The organism is Mesorhizobium sp. BH1-1-4 (genome assembly GCF_020165665.1).
Taxonomy (GTDB): Bacteria; Pseudomonadota; Alphaproteobacteria; order Rhizobiales; family Rhizobiaceae; genus Mesorhizobium.
The window spans coordinates 26,392-41,929 of sequence record NZ_JAIUIN010000014.1 but is presented as its reverse complement, the minus strand read 5'-3'; the positions used below and the strand labels follow the sequence as shown (position 1 = coordinate 41,929).

Sequence of the window (15,538 nt, the reverse complement as noted above, 5' to 3'; positions counted from 1 at the left end):
AGAAGGGGGCGATGACAAGAAGGTACGATGGCCAGGGATGAAGGGCGGATGAAAGATCCCGCAAGCACGCTGCTCAACCGGATCGAATTCCCGGTGCTGCTGGCCGGCCTGGCCATCGCCGGCGGGCTGTGGGGTTTCGTCGAGCTGATGGAGCTGGCACGCGCCACCGCCGCGCATGGTTTCGACACCGAGATCCTGCTCGCCTTCCGCCAGCCGGGCCAGCCCGGCGTTCCCATCGGTCCGCCATGGCTGGAAGGGGCGATGCGCGACATCACTAGCCTTGGCAGCGCCAGCGTGCTGGTGCTGATCACGGCCGCGACCATCGTCTACCTCTTGTTGATTCGCAGGCCGGGGACGGCACTTCTCATGTTCGTCGCCGTCGCCGGTGGCCAGCTTCTGTCCAGCCTGTTGAAAGTCGGCGTCGATCGGCCGCGGCCCGAACTGATCTCGCATCTCGTCAACGAGACCTCGCTCTCCTTCCCGAGCGGCCACGCCATGCTGTCTGCGGTGACCTACCTGACGCTCGGCTCGCTCGCTGCGCGGTTCCTGCGTGGCCGGGCGACGAAAATCTATGTCCTGTCGCTTGCCGTGCTGACGACGGTCTTAGTCGGCGTCAGCCGCATCTATCTCGGCGTCCACTGGCCATCGGACGTGCTGGCCGGTTGGTGCGCCGGTTTTGCCTGGGCGATGCTATGCTGGCTGGTGGCGCGGATGCTGCAGCGCCGCAAGGTGGTCGGCGAAAGCGAGTAAACTTGCATGTCTGATATATGCATAATGATGCTTGAAACATCACAATGACAGTATTATACGTTATATCAGCAGACTCAGACATGGGTTCCGGCCGATGATCACTGCCGCGCAGATGCGTGCCGCAAGGGCCTTGGCCGGCATTGACCAGAAGACGCTCGCCGAGCGCGCCGGCGTCTCGCTTCCGACAATCCAGCGCATGGAAGCGAGCGACGGCGTGGTCAGGGGCGTGGTCGATACGCTGATGAAGGTCATCCAGGCTCTCGACGAGGCCGGGGTGGAGCTGATCGGCGAGAACCATGCCAGCGAGCGCGGCGGCAGGGGCGTGCGCCTCAAGTCCGCGGTGCCGCCGGATCCCAAGGCTGAGCCGGCATAAGTCGCGACGGCGACCGCCGACAGTCCTGCCGACGATCCCGCCGCCTTTGCGAGGTGCGGAAGGCAGCCCATGGACCAAGCCCGTCAAGCAGTGCATCAACCGGCCCGTCAACGGGTTCACGGGCCGGCCCGCGGATCGCCTCAAGGGTCGGAAAAACCGACCTTTTCCGAACTGTTCACACCGAAACTGGTGACGGTCTGGCGGGAGGGTTACCACCTGCCGCAATTCAAGGCCGACGTGATGTCCGGCCTGACGGTCGCCATCGTCGCGCTGCCGCTGTCGATGGCAATCGCGATCGCGTCCGGGGTGACGCCGGAACGTGGCCTCTACACTTCCATCGTTGGCGGCTTCATCATCTCGGCCTTCGGTGGCAGCCGCTTCCAGATCGGCGGCCCGGCCGGCGCCTTCATCGTGCTGGTGGCGGCGACGGTCGCACGGGTCGGCGTCGACGGCCTGCTGCTGGCGACGATGATGGCGGGCGTGTTCCTGCTTGCCATCGGCTATCTCAGGCTTGGCACCTACATCAAATTCATTCCCTATCCGGTCACCGTCGGCTTCACCGCCGGCATTGCCGTCATCATCTTCTGTGGCCAGATCGTCGAACTGTTCGGGCTGACCATGCCGGTCAGGGAGCCTGGACCGTTCGTCCCCAAGCTGATCGCGCTTGGCGAAGCGTCCGGCACGATCAACCTCGCGGCGACGTCGGTGGCGGTGCTGACCATGGCAACCATCGTTTTCCTGAAGCGCTGGCGGCCGAAATGGCCTTCCATGCTGATCGCCATCGGGCTTGCCTCGATCGTGGTGGCGTTGTTCGCGCTGCCGGCCGCGACGATCGGCACGCGCTACGGCGGCATTCCGCGCAGCCTGCAATGGCCCGGCCTGCCCCCGGTCAGTGTCGACAGGATGATCGAGGTGCTGCCGGATGCCGTCGCCTTCGCGCTGCTCGGCGCCATCGAATCACTGCTGTCGGCCGTCGTCGCCGACGGCATGACGGGGCGGCGGCACCGGTCGAATTGCGAGCTGGTCGCGCAAGGCTTCGCCAACATCGCGTCGGCCTTGTTCGGCGGCATCTGCGCCACCGGCACCATCGCGCGCACCGCCACCAATGTGCGGGCCGGCGCGCACGGCCCGGTCTCGGGCATGGTCCATTCGGCCATCCTGCTGGTGCTGATGCTGGCGGCCGCACCGCTGGCCAGCTACATTCCGCTCTCCGCCCTTGCCGGCGTGCTGGCGGTGGTCTGCTGGAACATGGTCGAGAAACAGGCCTTCGCCACGCTGCTCAGGGCCTCGCGGGGCGATGCGCTGGTGCTGATGGCGACCTTCCTGATCGTCGTCTTCCGCGACCTGACCGAAGGCATCGTCGTCGGCTTCGCGCTCGGCTCGATCCTGTTCATCGACCGCATGGCGAAGTCAGTCGCGGTCGAGGCGGAGCTGGCCCAGGACGATGTCGCCGACGGCGCCGACGGCGGTCGCGCCTACGATTCCAGCGAGGCTGTCGACGCCGACACCGTCGTCTATCGCATCTCGGGCGCCTTCTTCTTCGGTGCCGCCTCCACCGTCGGCAGTGTGCTCGACCGCATCGCCGACCAGCGCAAGAATTTCATCCTCGACTGTTCGGCCGTGCCGCTTTTCGATTCGACCGCGGCCAATGTCATCGAAAGCGCGGCCCGCAAGGCCAGCCGCGCCGGCGTGCGCTTCATCATATCGGGCGCCTCGCCGCGGATACGGCGCATGCTGATCAACCACGGCGTCAAGCGGCCGCTGGTGACCTACGCCGCCTCGATCCGCGACGCGCGGGCCCAACTGGCGGGAAAACAAGAGGCGGAGAAGCCTCCCCTCAGCGGTTGAGCGACCCCGGGCCGCTGACGAAGGGATTTTTCCTGACATGGAAGCGCAGCAGGCGCTCGGCGTCCTTGGAGATCCCGATCCGGGTGCTCTGTCCGATCTCGCCGGCGTAGTGCCCGTCATCCGCCAGCCATAGCGGGCCTCTCTGGCAAAGGTCGAGCCCGTCGAGCGAACGATCGATCCGCAGTGCCGCGGCCAGCCGTCCCGGCCCGCGCGTCAGGTCGCGCAGCCGTTCTACGCCACGGTTCAGCCGCATGATCGGAATGCCTTCCAGCGGCTCCAGCGCCCGGATCAGCACGCCGGTGCCGATGCCCGGTGCCTCGCTCGAAACGTTCAGCATGAATGAGATGCCATAGGCGAGATAGACATAGGCGTGCCCGCGCTCGAGAAACATCGAGCGGTTGCGCGCCGTCATCCCCCGAAAACCATGTCCGGCGGCATCGCCGACGACATAGGCTTCAGTCTCGACGATCCGGCCGCTGACCCTGCCTTCGGGCAAGTCGCGCACCACCAGCTTGCCGATGAGATGGCGGGCAAGCGCTGCCGTATCGTGCGGCAGTTCTTCCCGCGCGAGCAGGCGGGGCGCGGTCAGGCTCATGAGACATCCGCATGGCGCAATGCATTGGCGATCACCGCGAAGGCAGGTGAGTTCTGCCGCCGGGTCGGATAGTAGAGGTAATAGCCCGGAAACAGCGGGCACCATTCGTCGAGCATCAGCACCAGCCGGCCCGACCGGATCTCGTCGGCCACCAAATTCTCAGGCACATAGGCGATCCCGAGGCCGCTGACGGCGGCGTCGATCATGGGGATCGTCGAATTGAAGGTCAGCTGTCCGTCTATACGCACCCTCAGCTCTCGCCCGTCCCTGGCGAACTCCCAGGCATAGAGGCCGCCCGACCGTGACTGGCGGTGGTTGATGCAATCGTGCTGGACGAGGTCCTGCGGCGTGCCGGGCGCCGGATGCCGGGCGAGATAGTCGGGCGACGCGACGACAACCAGCCGCCAGTCGGGGCTGATGCGAATGGCGATCATGTCCTTGTCGACGCTTTCCCCCAGCCGCACGCCGGCGTCGAACCGCTCCTCGACGATGTTGCGGAAGCCATTGTCGACATTCAGCTCGACGTGAATGTCGCGATAGTGCCGCAGCACCGGTTTCAGCTTCGGCCAGACGATCCAGTCAAGCGCGTGATCGGAGAGTGTGATCCGCACATTGCCCGAAGGCTTGTCGCGAAACGCCATCAGCGCGTCGATGTCGTTTTCGATATCCTGGATGCGCGGCGCCAAGGCGCGCAGCAACCGCTCCCCGGCTTCGGTCGGCGAGACGCTGCGCGTGGTTCGGGTCAGCAGGCGCAGGCCGAGCCGCGCCTCGAGCTGCTTCACGGTGTGGCTGAGCGTCGACTGGGACGTGCCGAGCTTGGCGGCCGCTTTGGTGAAGCTGCTTTCCTCGGCCACCGCCTGGAACCAGAGCATGTCGTTCAGGTCGCGGCGGTTCATGGCCAGCCCTCGTGTATTTATATCAGAATTAGATAAGTCCATGCGAATTACAACGGCTAATCGGGGCAGTCCGGACGATTTATACAGCCTTCAACGAAAACCGTTGGAGGGGCCGAGGCGCATGGAAACCACCTATGACAGCCAACTTGCCGAATCACCGAGCGCCTGGGGCGCGGTGATCTGCCTGTCACTGCTCACCTTCGTCCTGGTGGCGTCGGAGTTCATGCCCGTCAGCCTGCTCACGCCAGTCGCCAGGGACCTGGCCATCACCGAAGGCCAGGCCGGCCAGGCTATCTCCGTCTCTGGATTCTTCGCCGTCGTCACCAGCCTGTTCGGCAACGCCCTGCTGTCGAGGCTGGACCGGCGCACGGTCGTCCTCTTCTATACCGCCGTGCTCGTCGTCTCCGGACTGGCGATCACCTTTGCGCCGAACTATCCGGTGTTCATGCTCGGACGGGCCCTGATCGGCGTGTCGATCGGCGGCTTCTGGTCACTGTCGACAGCCATTCTGGCGCGCATCGTCTCGCGCGACGACTTGCCCAAGGCGATCGCCATGCTGCAGGGCGGGACGGCATTCGCCACGGTCATCGCGGCGCCGCTTGGAAGTTTTCTCGGCGGCCTGATCGGATGGCGCGGCGCCTTCTTCATCGTCGTGCCGATCGGGCTCGCCGCCATCGTCTGGCAACTCGCCGTCCTGCCCAGCATGCCCGCCGAAGAGCCCGTCTCGGCTAGGCGCATGTTCGGCCTTCTCGGCAACCGCGCCTTCGCCATCGGCATGGCGGCCACCACACTCGCCTTCATGGGCCAGTTCTCCCTTTCCACCTACCTGCGTCCATTTCTCGAAGGCGTCACCGGGCTCGACGTGAACACGCTCTCGATGGTCCTGCTCGGGCTCGGGCTGGCGGGCCTCGTCGGCACGTCGCTCGTCGGTTTCGCCCTGCGCTCGCATCTGGGCGCCGTGCTGATCGGCCTGCCGGCCATGCTTTCGGTCATCGCGCTGCTGTTGATCGCGCTTGGCCCCTTCGCGGCCGCGACCGCGATCCTGCTCCTGCTGTGGGGATTGTTCACCACGCCCATTCCGGTGGCATGGAACACGTGGATGGCCAAGGTCATCCCGAACGATCTCGAGGCGGGCGGAGGCCTGCAGGTCGCGCTGATCCAGTTCGCCATCACCTTCGGCGCGTTTGCCGGCGGGTTGCTGTTCGACACCGCCGGCTGGTGGAGCCCCTTCGCCCTCGCCGCCTTGCTTCTCCTCGGCTCGACGCTATTTGCCGTCGCGGCGGCGACCTCCACCTTGGCGAGCCGACAGTCGTGACACGACGACAGGTCACCCGACGCACGCTGCTCTGGGCCGCGATCGCGCAGGCGGCGGTCTTGCCTGGACAGGCTTTCGGGCAGCAAGGCGCCGACCCGGCAAGCCAGGAGCCCACGGACATGAAGATCAGGATCGGCTTCAACGGGCAGACGATGACGGCCACGCTGTACGACAATCCCTCGGCACGGGATTTTCATGCCTTGCTGCCGCTGGATCTGACGATCGACAACTACGCCGGCAACGAGAAGATCGCCTATCTGCCGCGCAAACTCACCGAACAAGGCAGCGGTCCCTTCGGCAACGAACGGCCCGGCGACCTCTGCTATTTCGCGCCCTGGGGCAATCTGGCGTTGTTTTATGACGGGTATAGCTGGTCAACCGGGCTGATCCGGCTCGGGCGCCTCGACGACGGATTCGAGCCCCTGCTGACGCGCGGAGAATTCCCCCTCCGCATCGAGCACATTCACTGACACCAGGAAAGGAAAGGGTTGTTCCATGGATATCCAACGCGCCGGCGCCAAGCCGTCCGCCAAGGGACCCGCCGAGTGGTTCACCGGCACGGTCCGCATCGATCCCCTGTTTTCCGCGCCTGCCCCGGCACGCGCCGCGGGCGCCGCCGTCACATTCGAGCCAGGCGCACGCACGGCCTGGCACACCCATCCGCTCGGCCAGACACTGATCGTCACGGCTGGCCTGGGCCGTGTGCAGCGCGAGGGCGGTCCCGTCGAGGAAATCCGCCCCGGCGACGTCGTCTGGTTCGCGCCTGGCGAAAGACACTGGCATGGCGCCAGTCCGAGCACGGCAATGACGCACATCGCCATCCAGGAAGCGCTCGACGGCAAGGCGGTCGACTGGCTCGATCACGTCACCGATACGCAATACGACACCAACCGATAGGAGACGTTCCATGCGCGGCACCGTTCTTTACAGCCCTGGCGACATTCGCTGCGAGGAAGTGGCGGATCCCGAGATCCTGCTGCCCACCGACGCGATCGTGCGCTTGTCGGCGACCTGCGTCTGCGGATCGGATCTGTGGCCCTATCGCGGCTTGCAGCCGATCGCCGGGCCCGCCCATATGGGCCACGAATATTGCGGTGTCGTCGAGGAGGTCGGCAGCGCGGTTCGAACCATCCGCCCTGGCCAGTTCGTGGTCGGGTCGTTCGCGACTTCCGACAACACCTGCCCCAATTGCCGCAACGGCTATCAGTCGTCATGCCAGCACCGGACATTCATGACCGGCGCCCAGGCGCCTTTCCTGCGCGTGCCGCTGGCCGACGGCACCTTGGTGGCGCTGTCCGATCAGCCTTCGGCCGAGATGATCCCGAGCCTGCTCGCCACGTCCGACGTGCTGGGCACCGGCTGGTTCGCCGCCGACGCCGCCAACGTAAAACCAGGGTCGACGGTCGCGGTGGTCGGCGACGGCGCGGTAGGCCTGCTTGCCGCGCTTTCCGCCAGGCAGATGGGCGCCGAGCGCATCATCGTCATGAGCCGGCACGAGCCGCGCCAGAAGCTCGCCTTGGAATTCGGCGCCACCGACATCGTCACCGAGCGCGGTGAGGAAGGCGTCGCCCGCATCCTGGACATGACCGGCGGCATCGGCGCCGACTCCGTGCTCGAATGCGTCGGCACGCAGGAATCGATGAAGCAGGCGATCGGTTCGACCCGCAAAGGCGGTTACGTCTCCTATGTCGGCGTCCCGCACCAGGTGCAACTGGATGGGCAACAGCTGTTCTTCGCCCATGTGCACCTGCATGGCGGCCCGGCACCCGTGCGCCGCTACCTGCCCGAACTGATCGCCCTCGTCACCGAGGGCAAGATCAATCCCGGCAAGGTGTTCGACCTGGTCCTGCCGCTCGACCAGGTGGCCGAAGGCTACAAGGCGATGGACGAGCGCCGCGCCATCAAGACGCTGCTGCGGGTCTGACCATCACCCCTGCTACGCCGTCACGGCGCTCAATCGACCTTGAGCGCCGCGACCTCGCCCTCGTTCATCAGCGGCACGTAGAGGATCGACTTGCCGTCGGTGCCGATGTCGGCGCTGCCCGGCTTGAAACGCGCTACTTCTTCCGGCGCGCCGCCTTCCCTGTAACGATAGAGCGTGCCGGTCATGTAGGCGGTGGCGTAGATGGTGTCGCCAATGGCGATGACGCCGTCGAGGTCGGCGAATTTCTGCGCCCCCGCCAGCGGCGTCACCGCCCTGCTGGCGAGGTCCACCGCCAGCAGCCCGCCCGGCTCGGCCGTGCTGAAGTCGGCCTTGATGCCCTTGCCCCATGAGGCGACGATGAGCCTGCCGCCATCGGCGAAGACGCCGTTGGGCGAGGCGAGCAGCGGGTCCTTGACGAACAGCTCCGGCCTGTCGCCGTCGATGCGGTAGATCGCATCCGCCAGCATATCGGTGACGTAGACGTGGCCGGAAGCGTCCGCCGTCATGTCGTTGAGGAACACGGCATTCGGCACCGCGATGCTGGCGATCAGTTTGCCGCTGGCGAGGTCGACGACGCGGACCTTGGTGATGTCGGCGACATAGAGTTTGCCGCCCGCTATCGCCATGCCCTTTGGCGCGTCCATGCCGTCCGTCCAGTGCTGGGTCACTGTCTTGCCGTCGAGGGACAGCACGCTGAGATAACCATTGCCGTCGGCATCGCCCGGATTGCCCACGATGTTGGAAACGATGACGCGGCCGTTGGCGGCGTCGAACAGCGCCGATTCCGGCTGCTCGAGGCCCGTGGCGCGCCAGAGCTCTGCGGCTTGGGCGACTGGCGGGGCGGCGATTCCGATGGCCGCGGAAAAAGCGGTAGAGATGAGGCGTTTCATGTCCGGTCTCCTGTGATGACGGCGGAGACCTATGATTTTCGATACTTTCCGGGAAGGGCAATTGCCGCTAGCATCGAATACCGATACGAAACGCCCAGCAACAGGTGCATTCCATGAACGGTCTGATCTTCGAGGCGCTGAAACGGACGCTGAAGGCCAAGGGCGTCACCTATCGCGAACTCGCCGAACGCATGGGCGTTTCCGAGCCGACGGTGAAGCGCATCTTCCATGACAAGAACTGCAAGCTCGACCGTCTGGTGGAGATCTGTGCTGCCGCCGGCGTGGAGCTGGAAAACGTGCTCGGCTCGATGAGCAGGGGGCCGGGACCGGTCAACCGCGTCGCACCCGAGATCGAGCGCCGGCTCGCCGGCCGTCCGGCACTGCTGTTCGTCTTCGTCATGCTGTCGGAAAAATTCACGCCTGAAGGCATCATGCGCTCGCAAGGCTTGAGCGAAGCCTCGATGTTCCTCTATCTGCGCGATCTCGAGGAACTCGGCCTGATCGCGCTCGGCCGTGGCCTGTCGGCAAGGCTCTTGGTCGAAACGCCGATCCAGTGGAATTTCGAGGGGCCGCTGAGGCCGCTGTTCGAGATGACCAACAAGAATTTCATCGGCTGGGCGATCACCCATATCGAGAAGGAAGCGACCTTCGTCAGCTTCTCCAGGCGGATGCGGCCGGAAACGGCGGAGATGGTGCGGCGCGAGGCCGAGGAACTGGCCGATCGCGCCAAACTCTTGGCCCATCACGACCAGCACACCACGCCGGAGGATGGGCTGGTCGGCTACAAATGGACATTTGCCTTCGGCGCCACGCCGTTCGAGGCGATCATGCCGATCGGCCCGCATGCGCGGGATGCCGGCGCGCGGACGAAGGATCAGCCTTCCCTGGTCAAAAAGCGGCCGCCGCTACCGGCATAGGCCATCGGTCAATAGTTGGCGCCGCCGCCGCAATCGCATTCGGCCTCGCTGGCCCTGTCGTTCCAGCCGCTGCCGACATAGGAGTAGCTTCTGCTGGAGCGGAAATGGTGGCCGCCGCGGTCGATATGTTCCCACAGCGTGATGGTGCAGCCGCGCTTGACCTTGAACGACGACACCTTGTCGTTCCATGACGGTTCGTAGATGAAGCGGTGAATGCCATCGGATATGCCGACATCGGGCGCGTTCACCATCTTCATGTCATCGCCGCTGCCCAGCGTCCAGTGCGACCCGCCATAGTCGCGATCCGAGTAGATCGTGCAGGTCCGATTGGCGGCATTGGCCGCGCTCGCCAGCATGCCGACGGCGACACCTGCCGCCAGAATGTACGCTTTCATCTGTTTCATCTCTCCCTCCAGCCCGGTCTCGATGAAGTGCGAAATATGGAATTCCCGGGGAACGAGCCGTCACCGGCAAGGCCCGGATCGATCGGTCCAGCCCGCGGATCGAAAAGCAATCAAGTCGTAAGCAATCGGGTCAGCAAGCAATCAGGTCAGTAAAGGACGCGGCATGACAAGTGGTGCCGTCGAGCAAGCGGCAACGGCCGGCGCGCCACATCGTGGTCGCAAGATTACAGCAATTGTGGTAAAGCAACAAACATGAAAGTTTATTTAGGCGGCGGCCAGATCGTCCGTGGTCGAGGCGCCGGCGAGATCGTCGCGCGCCTTGCGGGCAAGCCTTTTCGTCGAGCGCTTGGGACTGTCGCCAAACAGTTCGGTCGCTTCGGCAAGGCAGGCCTTCTTCAGGCTCTTCTCCGAGCGCTTCAGCAGCTTGCCAAGAAGTTTTGTGTCCTCGGGCGGGCCAAGCGGCTGGTCGTCGGCCTCGAGCAGCGCGCGCATGACGAAAACGTCGTGCAGTTCGCCGAGCCGCTCGCCCAGCGCGTCGACGGCCTTGCGCCGCGCCTTGATCGGGGTCGGCCACAACCTGCCCAGCAGCGACAGGTGCATGCCATGTGTCTTGGCAGCCTTGCGCAGGTCATGGAAATCGTCGGCCTCGCCACGCGCGCCGGCCTTGTCGAGCGCCTTCCTGGCACGGCGCAAGGTGACGCGCGCGCCTTCGGCAAGCACGTCGGCAGCCTGTTCCGGCTGGCCGGGCAGGGCAAGGGTTTCGATGCGCTTCATGCCCTCTTCGCAAGCGGCGGTGGCCGCGCCGATCGCTGCCCGCAGCCCGGCGCCTTCGTGCAGATCATGCTGGCGTGCGATCAGCCTGTCGCGCACGGCATCGAGCCCGCCATCGGCGCTTTCCCTGGCAAAGGCCGCCGCAAGCCGGTCGATGGTTTCGATCAGCGCTGTCGCTTCGCGCGGGCCGGCAAGCAGCGCGGCGACATTGCGATAGCATTGGTTTTCCGTGGCGCAGAATGTTTCGTCTCCGGAACGAACAAGGCGCAGCAAGGCACGCGCGCTCTTCAGCCGCTTACGGCATTTGTGCAGCCCCTGCTCCGGCCGGGTGCGCGCCACATCCAGATGCAGGAGCGCCTTGCCGATTTCCTCGGCAAGGATACGCCTGACCTCGCCGGTCAGCGGCAGGCGCGGATCTATGCGAAAGCTCATGCGGCGATCTCCGGTATCCCCCCGAGGGCGAGCGACGCGTTGTAAAATTTCTGCTCGCCGGTGACTTCACGACCGAGCCAATCAGGCAGCATTTCGTCCGGAACGTCTTCCGGAGTCTCGAGCTCGGCCACCACAAGTCCCGCCAGTGCGCCGCCAAAGACATCGACTTCATAGAGATAGCCGCCATGCCTAACATGGTGACGTGTCTTCTCGATGACACGTCCGATGGCGAAGTCCAGCATCTCCACAGCCTCCTCCAGCGGGACCGGATATTCGAATTCGTCGCGTTCGCGCGCTCTGCTGCCGAATTTGAGCGTCAGCCTAGCCGAGGCGCCATCGCTGATGCGGATACGGACTGTTCGTCCGGGTGCCGTGGCGAGATAGAACTGGAGAATGCGGATCTCCGCTTCCACCAGATCCCGCCATGCGGTGCTGGAGACCAGGAACTTACGCTCGACTTCCTTGCCCATGGCCGCGCACTAAAGCGTTTGCCGCGCGCGATGGCAAGACGCCCTCGCTTGTAAGTTGACTTTAATCAATCGATTGATTAAAGTCCCGTCATGATCAAAATGCCAGACGCCAAGCCGCCCCGGCGCGAGACGTCCCCGGCGGAGCTGACGCGGGCCGCGCTCGTCCAGGCGGCGCTGAAACTGTTCGGACGGCAAGGTTTCGACGGCACCTCGACGCGCGAGCTGGCGGCCGAGGCCGGGGCAAATATCGGCTCCATCGCCTATCATTTCGGCGGCAAGGAAGGTCTTCGCGCCGCCGCCGCCGACTTCATCGTCGAGACCATTCAGGCAGTCGCTGGCCAGGCACTGGGCGTCGGCCAAGCACTGGGCGCCGGCCAAGCACTGGGCGCCGGCCAAGCACTGGGCGCCGGTCAAGCACTGGGCGCCGGTCAGACGCTCGATGGACAGGCCGTGACGGCTGGCGATCCGGAGGCGGCGCGGGCACAGCTCATCGCGGCGCTGGAGCGGATGGTCGGCTTTGTCGTGGCGAGCCCCCAGGCCGGCGAGATCGTGCAGTTCGTGCTGCGCGAGCTGTCGCATCCGACGGCGGCGCTCGACCGCATCTATGACGGCGTCTTCGAGCCGGCGCATCGCCGCCTGTGTCTGCTGTGGGAACAGGCCACCGGCGAGCCGGCCGAGAGCGAACGCACCCGGCTCACCGTGTTTACGCTGATCGGCCAGGTCATCTATTTCCGCATCGGCCGCGAGGCTGTCATGCGCCGCATGGGCTGGCACGACATCGGGGCCGCCGAGGCCGCCAAGGTGGTGGCCGTCACCACGGACAACCTCGGCGCCATGCTGGCCGCCCGAAAGGGGGCAGGGATGAAGGGATCAAGACAATGAGCTTCCTGTGTTCGCTGCCGCTCGCCGCTCAACTGTTCGGCGCCTGCGCGCCGGCGGCCCCGCTCGCCGTCGGCTATGTCGAGGGCGATTATGTGCTCCTGGCGCCGATCGAGGTGGCGCAGGTCGAGACGGTGACGGTCAAGCGCGGCGACCGCGTGACGCCGGGAGCCACCGTGGTGACGCTTGAAAATGCCGACGCCAAGATCGCGGTGGCGCAAGCGCAGGCAGCCCTTGCGCAGGCGCAGGCGCAGTTTGCCGACCTCCAGGTCGGTAAGCGGCCGGAGGAAATCGCCGTGCTGAAGGCCGAGGTCGACATGACCAGGGCGCAGGCCGCCGACGCCAGGCGAAAGTTCGACCGCGCCAGCGACCTGTTCAAACGCGGCGCCGGCACGCAAGCTGATTTCGACACGGCTTCCGCGACGCTGGAGACGGCCAATGCGCAGGTCGGCCAGGCGGAGGCCAACCTTGCGGTCGGCGGCCGGCCGGCGCGCGCCGAAACGATCAAGGCCGCCGACAACCAGGTCAAACAGGCGCAGGCGGCGCTGGATCAGGCGCAATGGCGGCTCTCCAAACGGGTGTTGGCCGCCCCTTCGCCCGGCCGCGTCAACGACGTCATCCGCAACCCCGGCGACACGGCGGGTCCGACCGCGCCTGTCATCTCGGTGCTCCCCGACGGCGCGGTGAAGCTCAGCGTCTATATTCCCGAAAGCGCCTTCTCCTCGGTCAAGGTCGGCAGCCTGCTCAGCGTCCATTGCGACGGCTGCGGCGAGGGCGTGAAAGCGCGCGTCAGCTATATCTCGCCCGATCCCGAATTCACGCCGCCGGTGATCTACTCCCTCGAAAACCGGCAGAAGCTGGTCTACCTCGTCGAGGCGCGGCCGGAGGGCGATACGGGTCCACTGCAGCCCGGCCAGATCGTCGATGTCGATCTTGCGGTATCGGCAAAATGAACGCCATCGACGTTCACGGCCTGGTAAAACGCTTCGGCGACAAGACCGTCGTCGACCATGTGACCATGTCGGTCGCCAAAGGTGAAATCGTCGGCTTCCTCGGCCCCAACGGCTCGGGCAAGACCACCACCATCCGCATCATGTGCGGCCTGCTGACGCCGGACGAAGGCGACGGCACGGTGCTGGGTTTCAACATCCGCACGGAGTCGCTCAGGATTAAGCGCGAAGTCGGCTACATGACGCAGAAATTCTCGTTCTACGAGGATCTGACGATCGGCGAGAACCTCGAATTCGTGGCGCGGCTCTACCGGCTGAGGCCGGTCGAGGAGTATGTCTCCCGCACGGTGGAGGAACTTGGGCTCACTACGCGCCGCAACCAGCTTGCCGGCACGCTGTCCGGCGGCTGGAAGCAGCGGCTGGCGCTCGCCGCCTGCATCATGCACAAGCCGAAATTGCTGCTCCTCGACGAGCCGACCGCCGGCGTCGACCCGAAGGCGCGGCGCGAATTCTGGGACGAGATCCATCGCCTGGCCAGCGGCGGGCTCACCGTGCTGGTCTCCACCCACTACATGGACGAGGCCGAGCGCTGCCACCGCATCTCCTACATCTCCTACGGCAAGATGCTGGCCACCGGCACCGTCGCCGAGGTGGTGAAGAATGCGGGCCTGACAACGTTCGTGCTGCAGGGTCCAAAGCTCGACCAGGTGGCGCAGGCGCTGCAAGGCCGCCCCGGCGTCGACCAGGTGGCGCCGTTCGGCGCAACGCTGCATGTCGTCGGTTCCGACAGGAAGAAGCTGGAAGCAGCCCTTGCCGATGTCGAGAAAGAGCACAAGGGCGTCACGGTGAAGCCCGGCGAAACCAGCCTCGAGGATGTCTTCATCCAGTTCATGTCGGGTTCGAAGGACAATATGGCATGAACAGCGTCTTCTCCTTCGCCAGGCTCGGCGCCTTGCTGATCAAGGAATTCATCCAGATGCGGCGCGACCGCATCACCTTCGCCATGATGCTGGGCGTGCCCCTCATCCAGCTCGTCCTGTTCGGCTACGCCATCAACAACGATCCGAAGAGCCTGCCGGCGGCCCTGGTGGCGACCAGCAGCGACCCCTACACCCGCGCCATGGTCTCGGCGCTGCAGACCACCGGCTACTACCGCTTCGACCATGTCGCGCAAAGTGCTGATGAGGCCGAGTTCCTGATGGCGCGCGGCGATGTCGCCTTCGTGGTCACCATCCCCGCCGACTTCGCCCGGCGTGTCGAACGCGGCGACAAGCCACAGATCCTGATCGAGGCCGATGCCACCGATCCGGCGGTTGCCAGCGGCGCCATCTCGACGCTCGGCACCATCGCCGGCCAGGCGCTACTGCGGGCGCAGGGCACGCAGGAAGCCGCCGCGGAGGCCGCCAGGGGACAGCTCGATGTCGTCGTCCACCGCCGCTACAATCCCGAAGGCATCTCGCAATACAACATCGTGCCCGGCCTGCTCGGCGTCATCCTGCAGATGACTATGGTGATGATGACCTCGATCGCGCTGACGCGCGAGACCGAGCGCGGCACGATGGAGAACCTCCTGGCGATGCCGTCGAGCCCGCTGGAGATCATGATGGGCAAGGTGCTGCCCTATCTGGCGGTCGGCGCGGTGCAGGTGGTGGTGGTGCTGGCGGCGTCGAAGCTTCTGTTCGCCATCCCCTTCACCGGCTCGATGACGCTGCTTTTGTCGGCGGTGCTGGTGTTCGTGCTGTCCCTGGTGCTGCTCGGCTATACGATCTCGACGATCGCGCGCACGCAGATGCAGGCCCTTCAGCTCACCTTCTTCTTCTTCCTGCCGTCGATCATGCTGTCGGGCTTCATGTTTCCCTATCGCGGCATGCCGGACTGGGCGCAGACCTTCGGCGAGATCTTTCCGCTGACGCATTTCCTGCGCATCACCCGCGCGGTGATGCTGAAGGGCGCCCAACTGCCGGCGGTGGCGACCGAGATCGGCTGGCTGGTGGTCTTTGTCGCATTGTTTGCCGGCGTGGCGTTGGTGCGCTTCAGGCGGACGCTGGACTGAGGAGAGCTTGCCCAGGTGCCTGGAGCCGCCCGAATTCCTCGTGCGGGAGGTGCGGAGATCACACGGGCAGG

General features: G+C 65.4%; 18 protein-coding genes. 12 read left to right on the top strand and 6 right to left on the bottom strand.

All coding sequences use genetic code 11. The features are described 5' to 3' along the window. The first annotated feature begins 48 nt into the window (after positions 1 to 48). The 3 genes from LB569_RS21690 to LB569_RS21680 all read left to right on the top strand — a co-directional run bounded on the left by LB569_RS21690 (position 49) and on the right by LB569_RS21680 (position 2,971). Positions 49 to 750 carry a phosphatase PAP2 family protein gene (locus LB569_RS21690; RefSeq protein WP_224694025.1) on the top strand — a complete coding sequence of 234 codons (702 nt, stop codon included), beginning with the start codon at positions 49 to 51 and terminating at the stop codon, positions 748 to 750. Positions 751 to 844: 94 nt separating this feature from the next. Then, positions 845 to 1,123, top strand: a complete 279-nt coding sequence (locus LB569_RS21685) for a helix-turn-helix domain-containing protein (protein ID WP_140703547.1) — start codon at positions 845 to 847, stop codon at positions 1,121 to 1,123. Positions 1,124 to 1,192: 69 nt separating this feature from the next. Next, positions 1,193 to 2,971, top strand: a complete 1,779-nt coding sequence (locus LB569_RS21680) for a SulP family inorganic anion transporter (RefSeq protein WP_224694024.1) — start codon at positions 1,193 to 1,195, stop codon at positions 2,969 to 2,971. Here LB569_RS21680 and LB569_RS21675 read toward each other — a convergent pair. Further along, a complete protein-coding gene (locus tag LB569_RS21675) occupies positions 2,961 to 3,566 on the bottom strand; it encodes a DNA-3-methyladenine glycosylase (protein WP_224694023.1) in 606 nt (201 codons plus the stop codon). The genes LB569_RS21680 and LB569_RS21675 overlap by 11 nt on opposite strands. After that, a complete protein-coding gene (locus LB569_RS21670; RefSeq protein WP_224694022.1) occupies positions 3,563 to 4,462 on the bottom strand; it encodes a LysR family transcriptional regulator in 900 nt (299 codons plus the stop codon). The genes LB569_RS21675 and LB569_RS21670 overlap by 4 nt, the downstream gene beginning before the upstream one ends. Positions 4,463 to 4,583: 121 nt before the next feature. On the opposite strand from LB569_RS21670, the gene LB569_RS21665 reads away from it, so the two are divergent. From LB569_RS21665 to LB569_RS21650, 4 genes are read left to right on the top strand one after another with little or no spacing between them, the layout of a single operon-like run. Next, entirely contained in the window at positions 4,584 to 5,777 is a 1,194-nt protein-coding gene (locus LB569_RS21665; RefSeq protein WP_140703542.1) for an MFS transporter, read from the top strand. Further along, the gene (locus tag LB569_RS21660; RefSeq protein WP_224694021.1) at positions 5,774 to 6,247 is read left to right on the top strand and encodes a cyclophilin-like fold protein; all 474 of its coding nucleotides are present in this window, start codon (positions 5,774 to 5,776) and stop codon (positions 6,245 to 6,247) included. The genes LB569_RS21665 and LB569_RS21660 overlap by 4 nt, the downstream gene beginning before the upstream one ends. Before the next feature lie 25 nt (positions 6,248 to 6,272). Continuing rightward, positions 6,273 to 6,674, top strand: coding sequence for a cupin domain-containing protein (locus LB569_RS21655; protein WP_224694020.1), 402 nt, complete (start codon positions 6,273 to 6,275; stop codon positions 6,672 to 6,674). Between the two features lie 10 nt (positions 6,675 to 6,684). Next, a complete protein-coding gene (locus LB569_RS21650) occupies positions 6,685 to 7,701 on the top strand; it encodes a zinc-dependent alcohol dehydrogenase family protein (RefSeq protein ID WP_224694019.1) in 1,017 nt (338 codons plus the stop codon). 29 nt (positions 7,702 to 7,730) lie between these two features. Here the strand turns inward: LB569_RS21650 and LB569_RS21645 are convergent, their stop codons facing one another. Next, a complete protein-coding gene (locus LB569_RS21645; RefSeq protein ID WP_224694018.1) occupies positions 7,731 to 8,591 on the bottom strand; it encodes an SMP-30/gluconolactonase/LRE family protein in 861 nt (286 codons plus the stop codon). Positions 8,592 to 8,704: 113 nt separating this feature from the next. Here LB569_RS21645 and LB569_RS21640 point away from each other — a divergent pair, with 113 nt between their 5' ends. Further along, positions 8,705 to 9,508, top strand: coding sequence for a helix-turn-helix domain-containing protein (locus LB569_RS21640; protein WP_224539757.1), 804 nt, complete (start codon positions 8,705 to 8,707; stop codon positions 9,506 to 9,508). A gap of 8 nt (positions 9,509 to 9,516) precedes the next feature. On the opposite strand, the gene LB569_RS21635 is transcribed toward LB569_RS21640, so the two are convergent. From LB569_RS21635 to LB569_RS21625, 3 genes are all read right to left on the bottom strand, one after another. Next, a complete protein-coding gene (locus tag LB569_RS21635; protein WP_224694017.1) occupies positions 9,517 to 9,912 on the bottom strand; it encodes a hypothetical protein in 396 nt (131 codons plus the stop codon). 264 nt (positions 9,913 to 10,176) lie between these two features. Then, entirely contained in the window at positions 10,177 to 11,115 is a 939-nt protein-coding gene (locus LB569_RS21630; protein ID WP_224694016.1) for a CHAD domain-containing protein, read from the bottom strand. After that, a complete protein-coding gene (locus tag LB569_RS21625) occupies positions 11,112 to 11,585 on the bottom strand; it encodes a CYTH domain-containing protein (RefSeq protein ID WP_224694015.1) in 474 nt (157 codons plus the stop codon). The genes LB569_RS21630 and LB569_RS21625 overlap by 4 nt, the downstream gene beginning before the upstream one ends. 90 nt (positions 11,586 to 11,675) lie before the next feature. On the opposite strand from LB569_RS21625, the gene LB569_RS21620 reads away from it, so the two are divergent. Genes LB569_RS21620 through LB569_RS21605 form a run of 4 tightly spaced genes read left to right on the top strand, consistent with a single transcriptional unit; the run spans position 11,676 to position 15,467 of the window. Further along, positions 11,676 to 12,467 (top strand): CerR family C-terminal domain-containing protein, encoded by a 792-nt coding sequence (locus LB569_RS21620; RefSeq protein ID WP_224694014.1) that lies wholly within the window; start codon positions 11,676 to 11,678, stop codon positions 12,465 to 12,467. After that, entirely contained in the window at positions 12,464 to 13,417 is a 954-nt protein-coding gene (locus tag LB569_RS21615) for an HlyD family secretion protein (protein ID WP_224694013.1), read from the top strand. Before LB569_RS21620 ends, LB569_RS21615 begins: the two co-directional genes overlap by 4 nt. Next, positions 13,414 to 14,334, top strand: coding sequence for an ABC transporter ATP-binding protein (locus LB569_RS21610; protein ID WP_224694012.1), 921 nt, complete (start codon positions 13,414 to 13,416; stop codon positions 14,332 to 14,334). The genes LB569_RS21615 and LB569_RS21610 overlap by 4 nt, the downstream gene beginning before the upstream one ends. After that, on the top strand, positions 14,331 to 15,467 hold the full coding sequence (locus LB569_RS21605) for an ABC transporter permease (RefSeq protein ID WP_140703520.1): 1,137 nt from the start codon (positions 14,331 to 14,333) through the stop codon (positions 15,465 to 15,467). The genes LB569_RS21610 and LB569_RS21605 overlap by 4 nt, the downstream gene beginning before the upstream one ends. The last annotated feature ends 71 nt before the right edge of the window (positions 15,468 to 15,538 follow it).

Bases quoted from the DNA above. Each gene is read 5' to 3' on its own strand.
- LB569_RS21690 (WP_224694025.1), top strand. From the start codon at position 49: ATGAAAGATCCCGCAAGCACGCTGCTCAACCGGATCGAATTCCCGGTG.
- LB569_RS21685 (WP_140703547.1), top strand. From the start codon at position 845: ATGATCACTGCCGCGCAGATGCGTGCCGCAAGGGCCTTGGCCGGCATT.
- LB569_RS21680 (WP_224694024.1), top strand. From the start codon at position 1,193: ATGGACCAAGCCCGTCAAGCAGTGCATCAACCGGCCCGTCAACGGGTT.
- LB569_RS21675 (WP_224694023.1), bottom strand. From the start codon at position 3,566: ATGAGCCTGACCGCGCCCCGCCTGCTCGCGCGGGAAGAACTGCCGCAC.
- LB569_RS21670 (WP_224694022.1), bottom strand. From the start codon at position 4,462: ATGAACCGCCGCGACCTGAACGACATGCTCTGGTTCCAGGCGGTGGCC.
- LB569_RS21665 (WP_140703542.1), top strand. From the start codon at position 4,584: ATGGAAACCACCTATGACAGCCAACTTGCCGAATCACCGAGCGCCTGG.
- LB569_RS21655 (WP_224694020.1), top strand. From the start codon at position 6,273: ATGGATATCCAACGCGCCGGCGCCAAGCCGTCCGCCAAGGGACCCGCC.
- LB569_RS21650 (WP_224694019.1), top strand. From the start codon at position 6,685: ATGCGCGGCACCGTTCTTTACAGCCCTGGCGACATTCGCTGCGAGGAA.
- LB569_RS21645 (WP_224694018.1), bottom strand. From the start codon at position 8,591: ATGAAACGCCTCATCTCTACCGCTTTTTCCGCGGCCATCGGAATCGCC.
- LB569_RS21640 (WP_224539757.1), top strand. From the start codon at position 8,705: ATGAACGGTCTGATCTTCGAGGCGCTGAAACGGACGCTGAAGGCCAAG.
- LB569_RS21635 (WP_224694017.1), bottom strand. From the start codon at position 9,912: ATGAAACAGATGAAAGCGTACATTCTGGCGGCAGGTGTCGCCGTCGGC.
- LB569_RS21630 (WP_224694016.1), bottom strand. From the start codon at position 11,115: ATGAGCTTTCGCATAGATCCGCGCCTGCCGCTGACCGGCGAGGTCAGG.
- LB569_RS21625 (WP_224694015.1), bottom strand. From the start codon at position 11,585: ATGGGCAAGGAAGTCGAGCGTAAGTTCCTGGTCTCCAGCACCGCATGG.
- LB569_RS21620 (WP_224694014.1), top strand. From the start codon at position 11,676: ATGATCAAAATGCCAGACGCCAAGCCGCCCCGGCGCGAGACGTCCCCG.
- LB569_RS21615 (WP_224694013.1), top strand. From the start codon at position 12,464: ATGAGCTTCCTGTGTTCGCTGCCGCTCGCCGCTCAACTGTTCGGCGCC.
- LB569_RS21610 (WP_224694012.1), top strand. From the start codon at position 13,414: ATGAACGCCATCGACGTTCACGGCCTGGTAAAACGCTTCGGCGACAAG.
- LB569_RS21605 (WP_140703520.1), top strand. From the start codon at position 14,331: ATGAACAGCGTCTTCTCCTTCGCCAGGCTCGGCGCCTTGCTGATCAAG.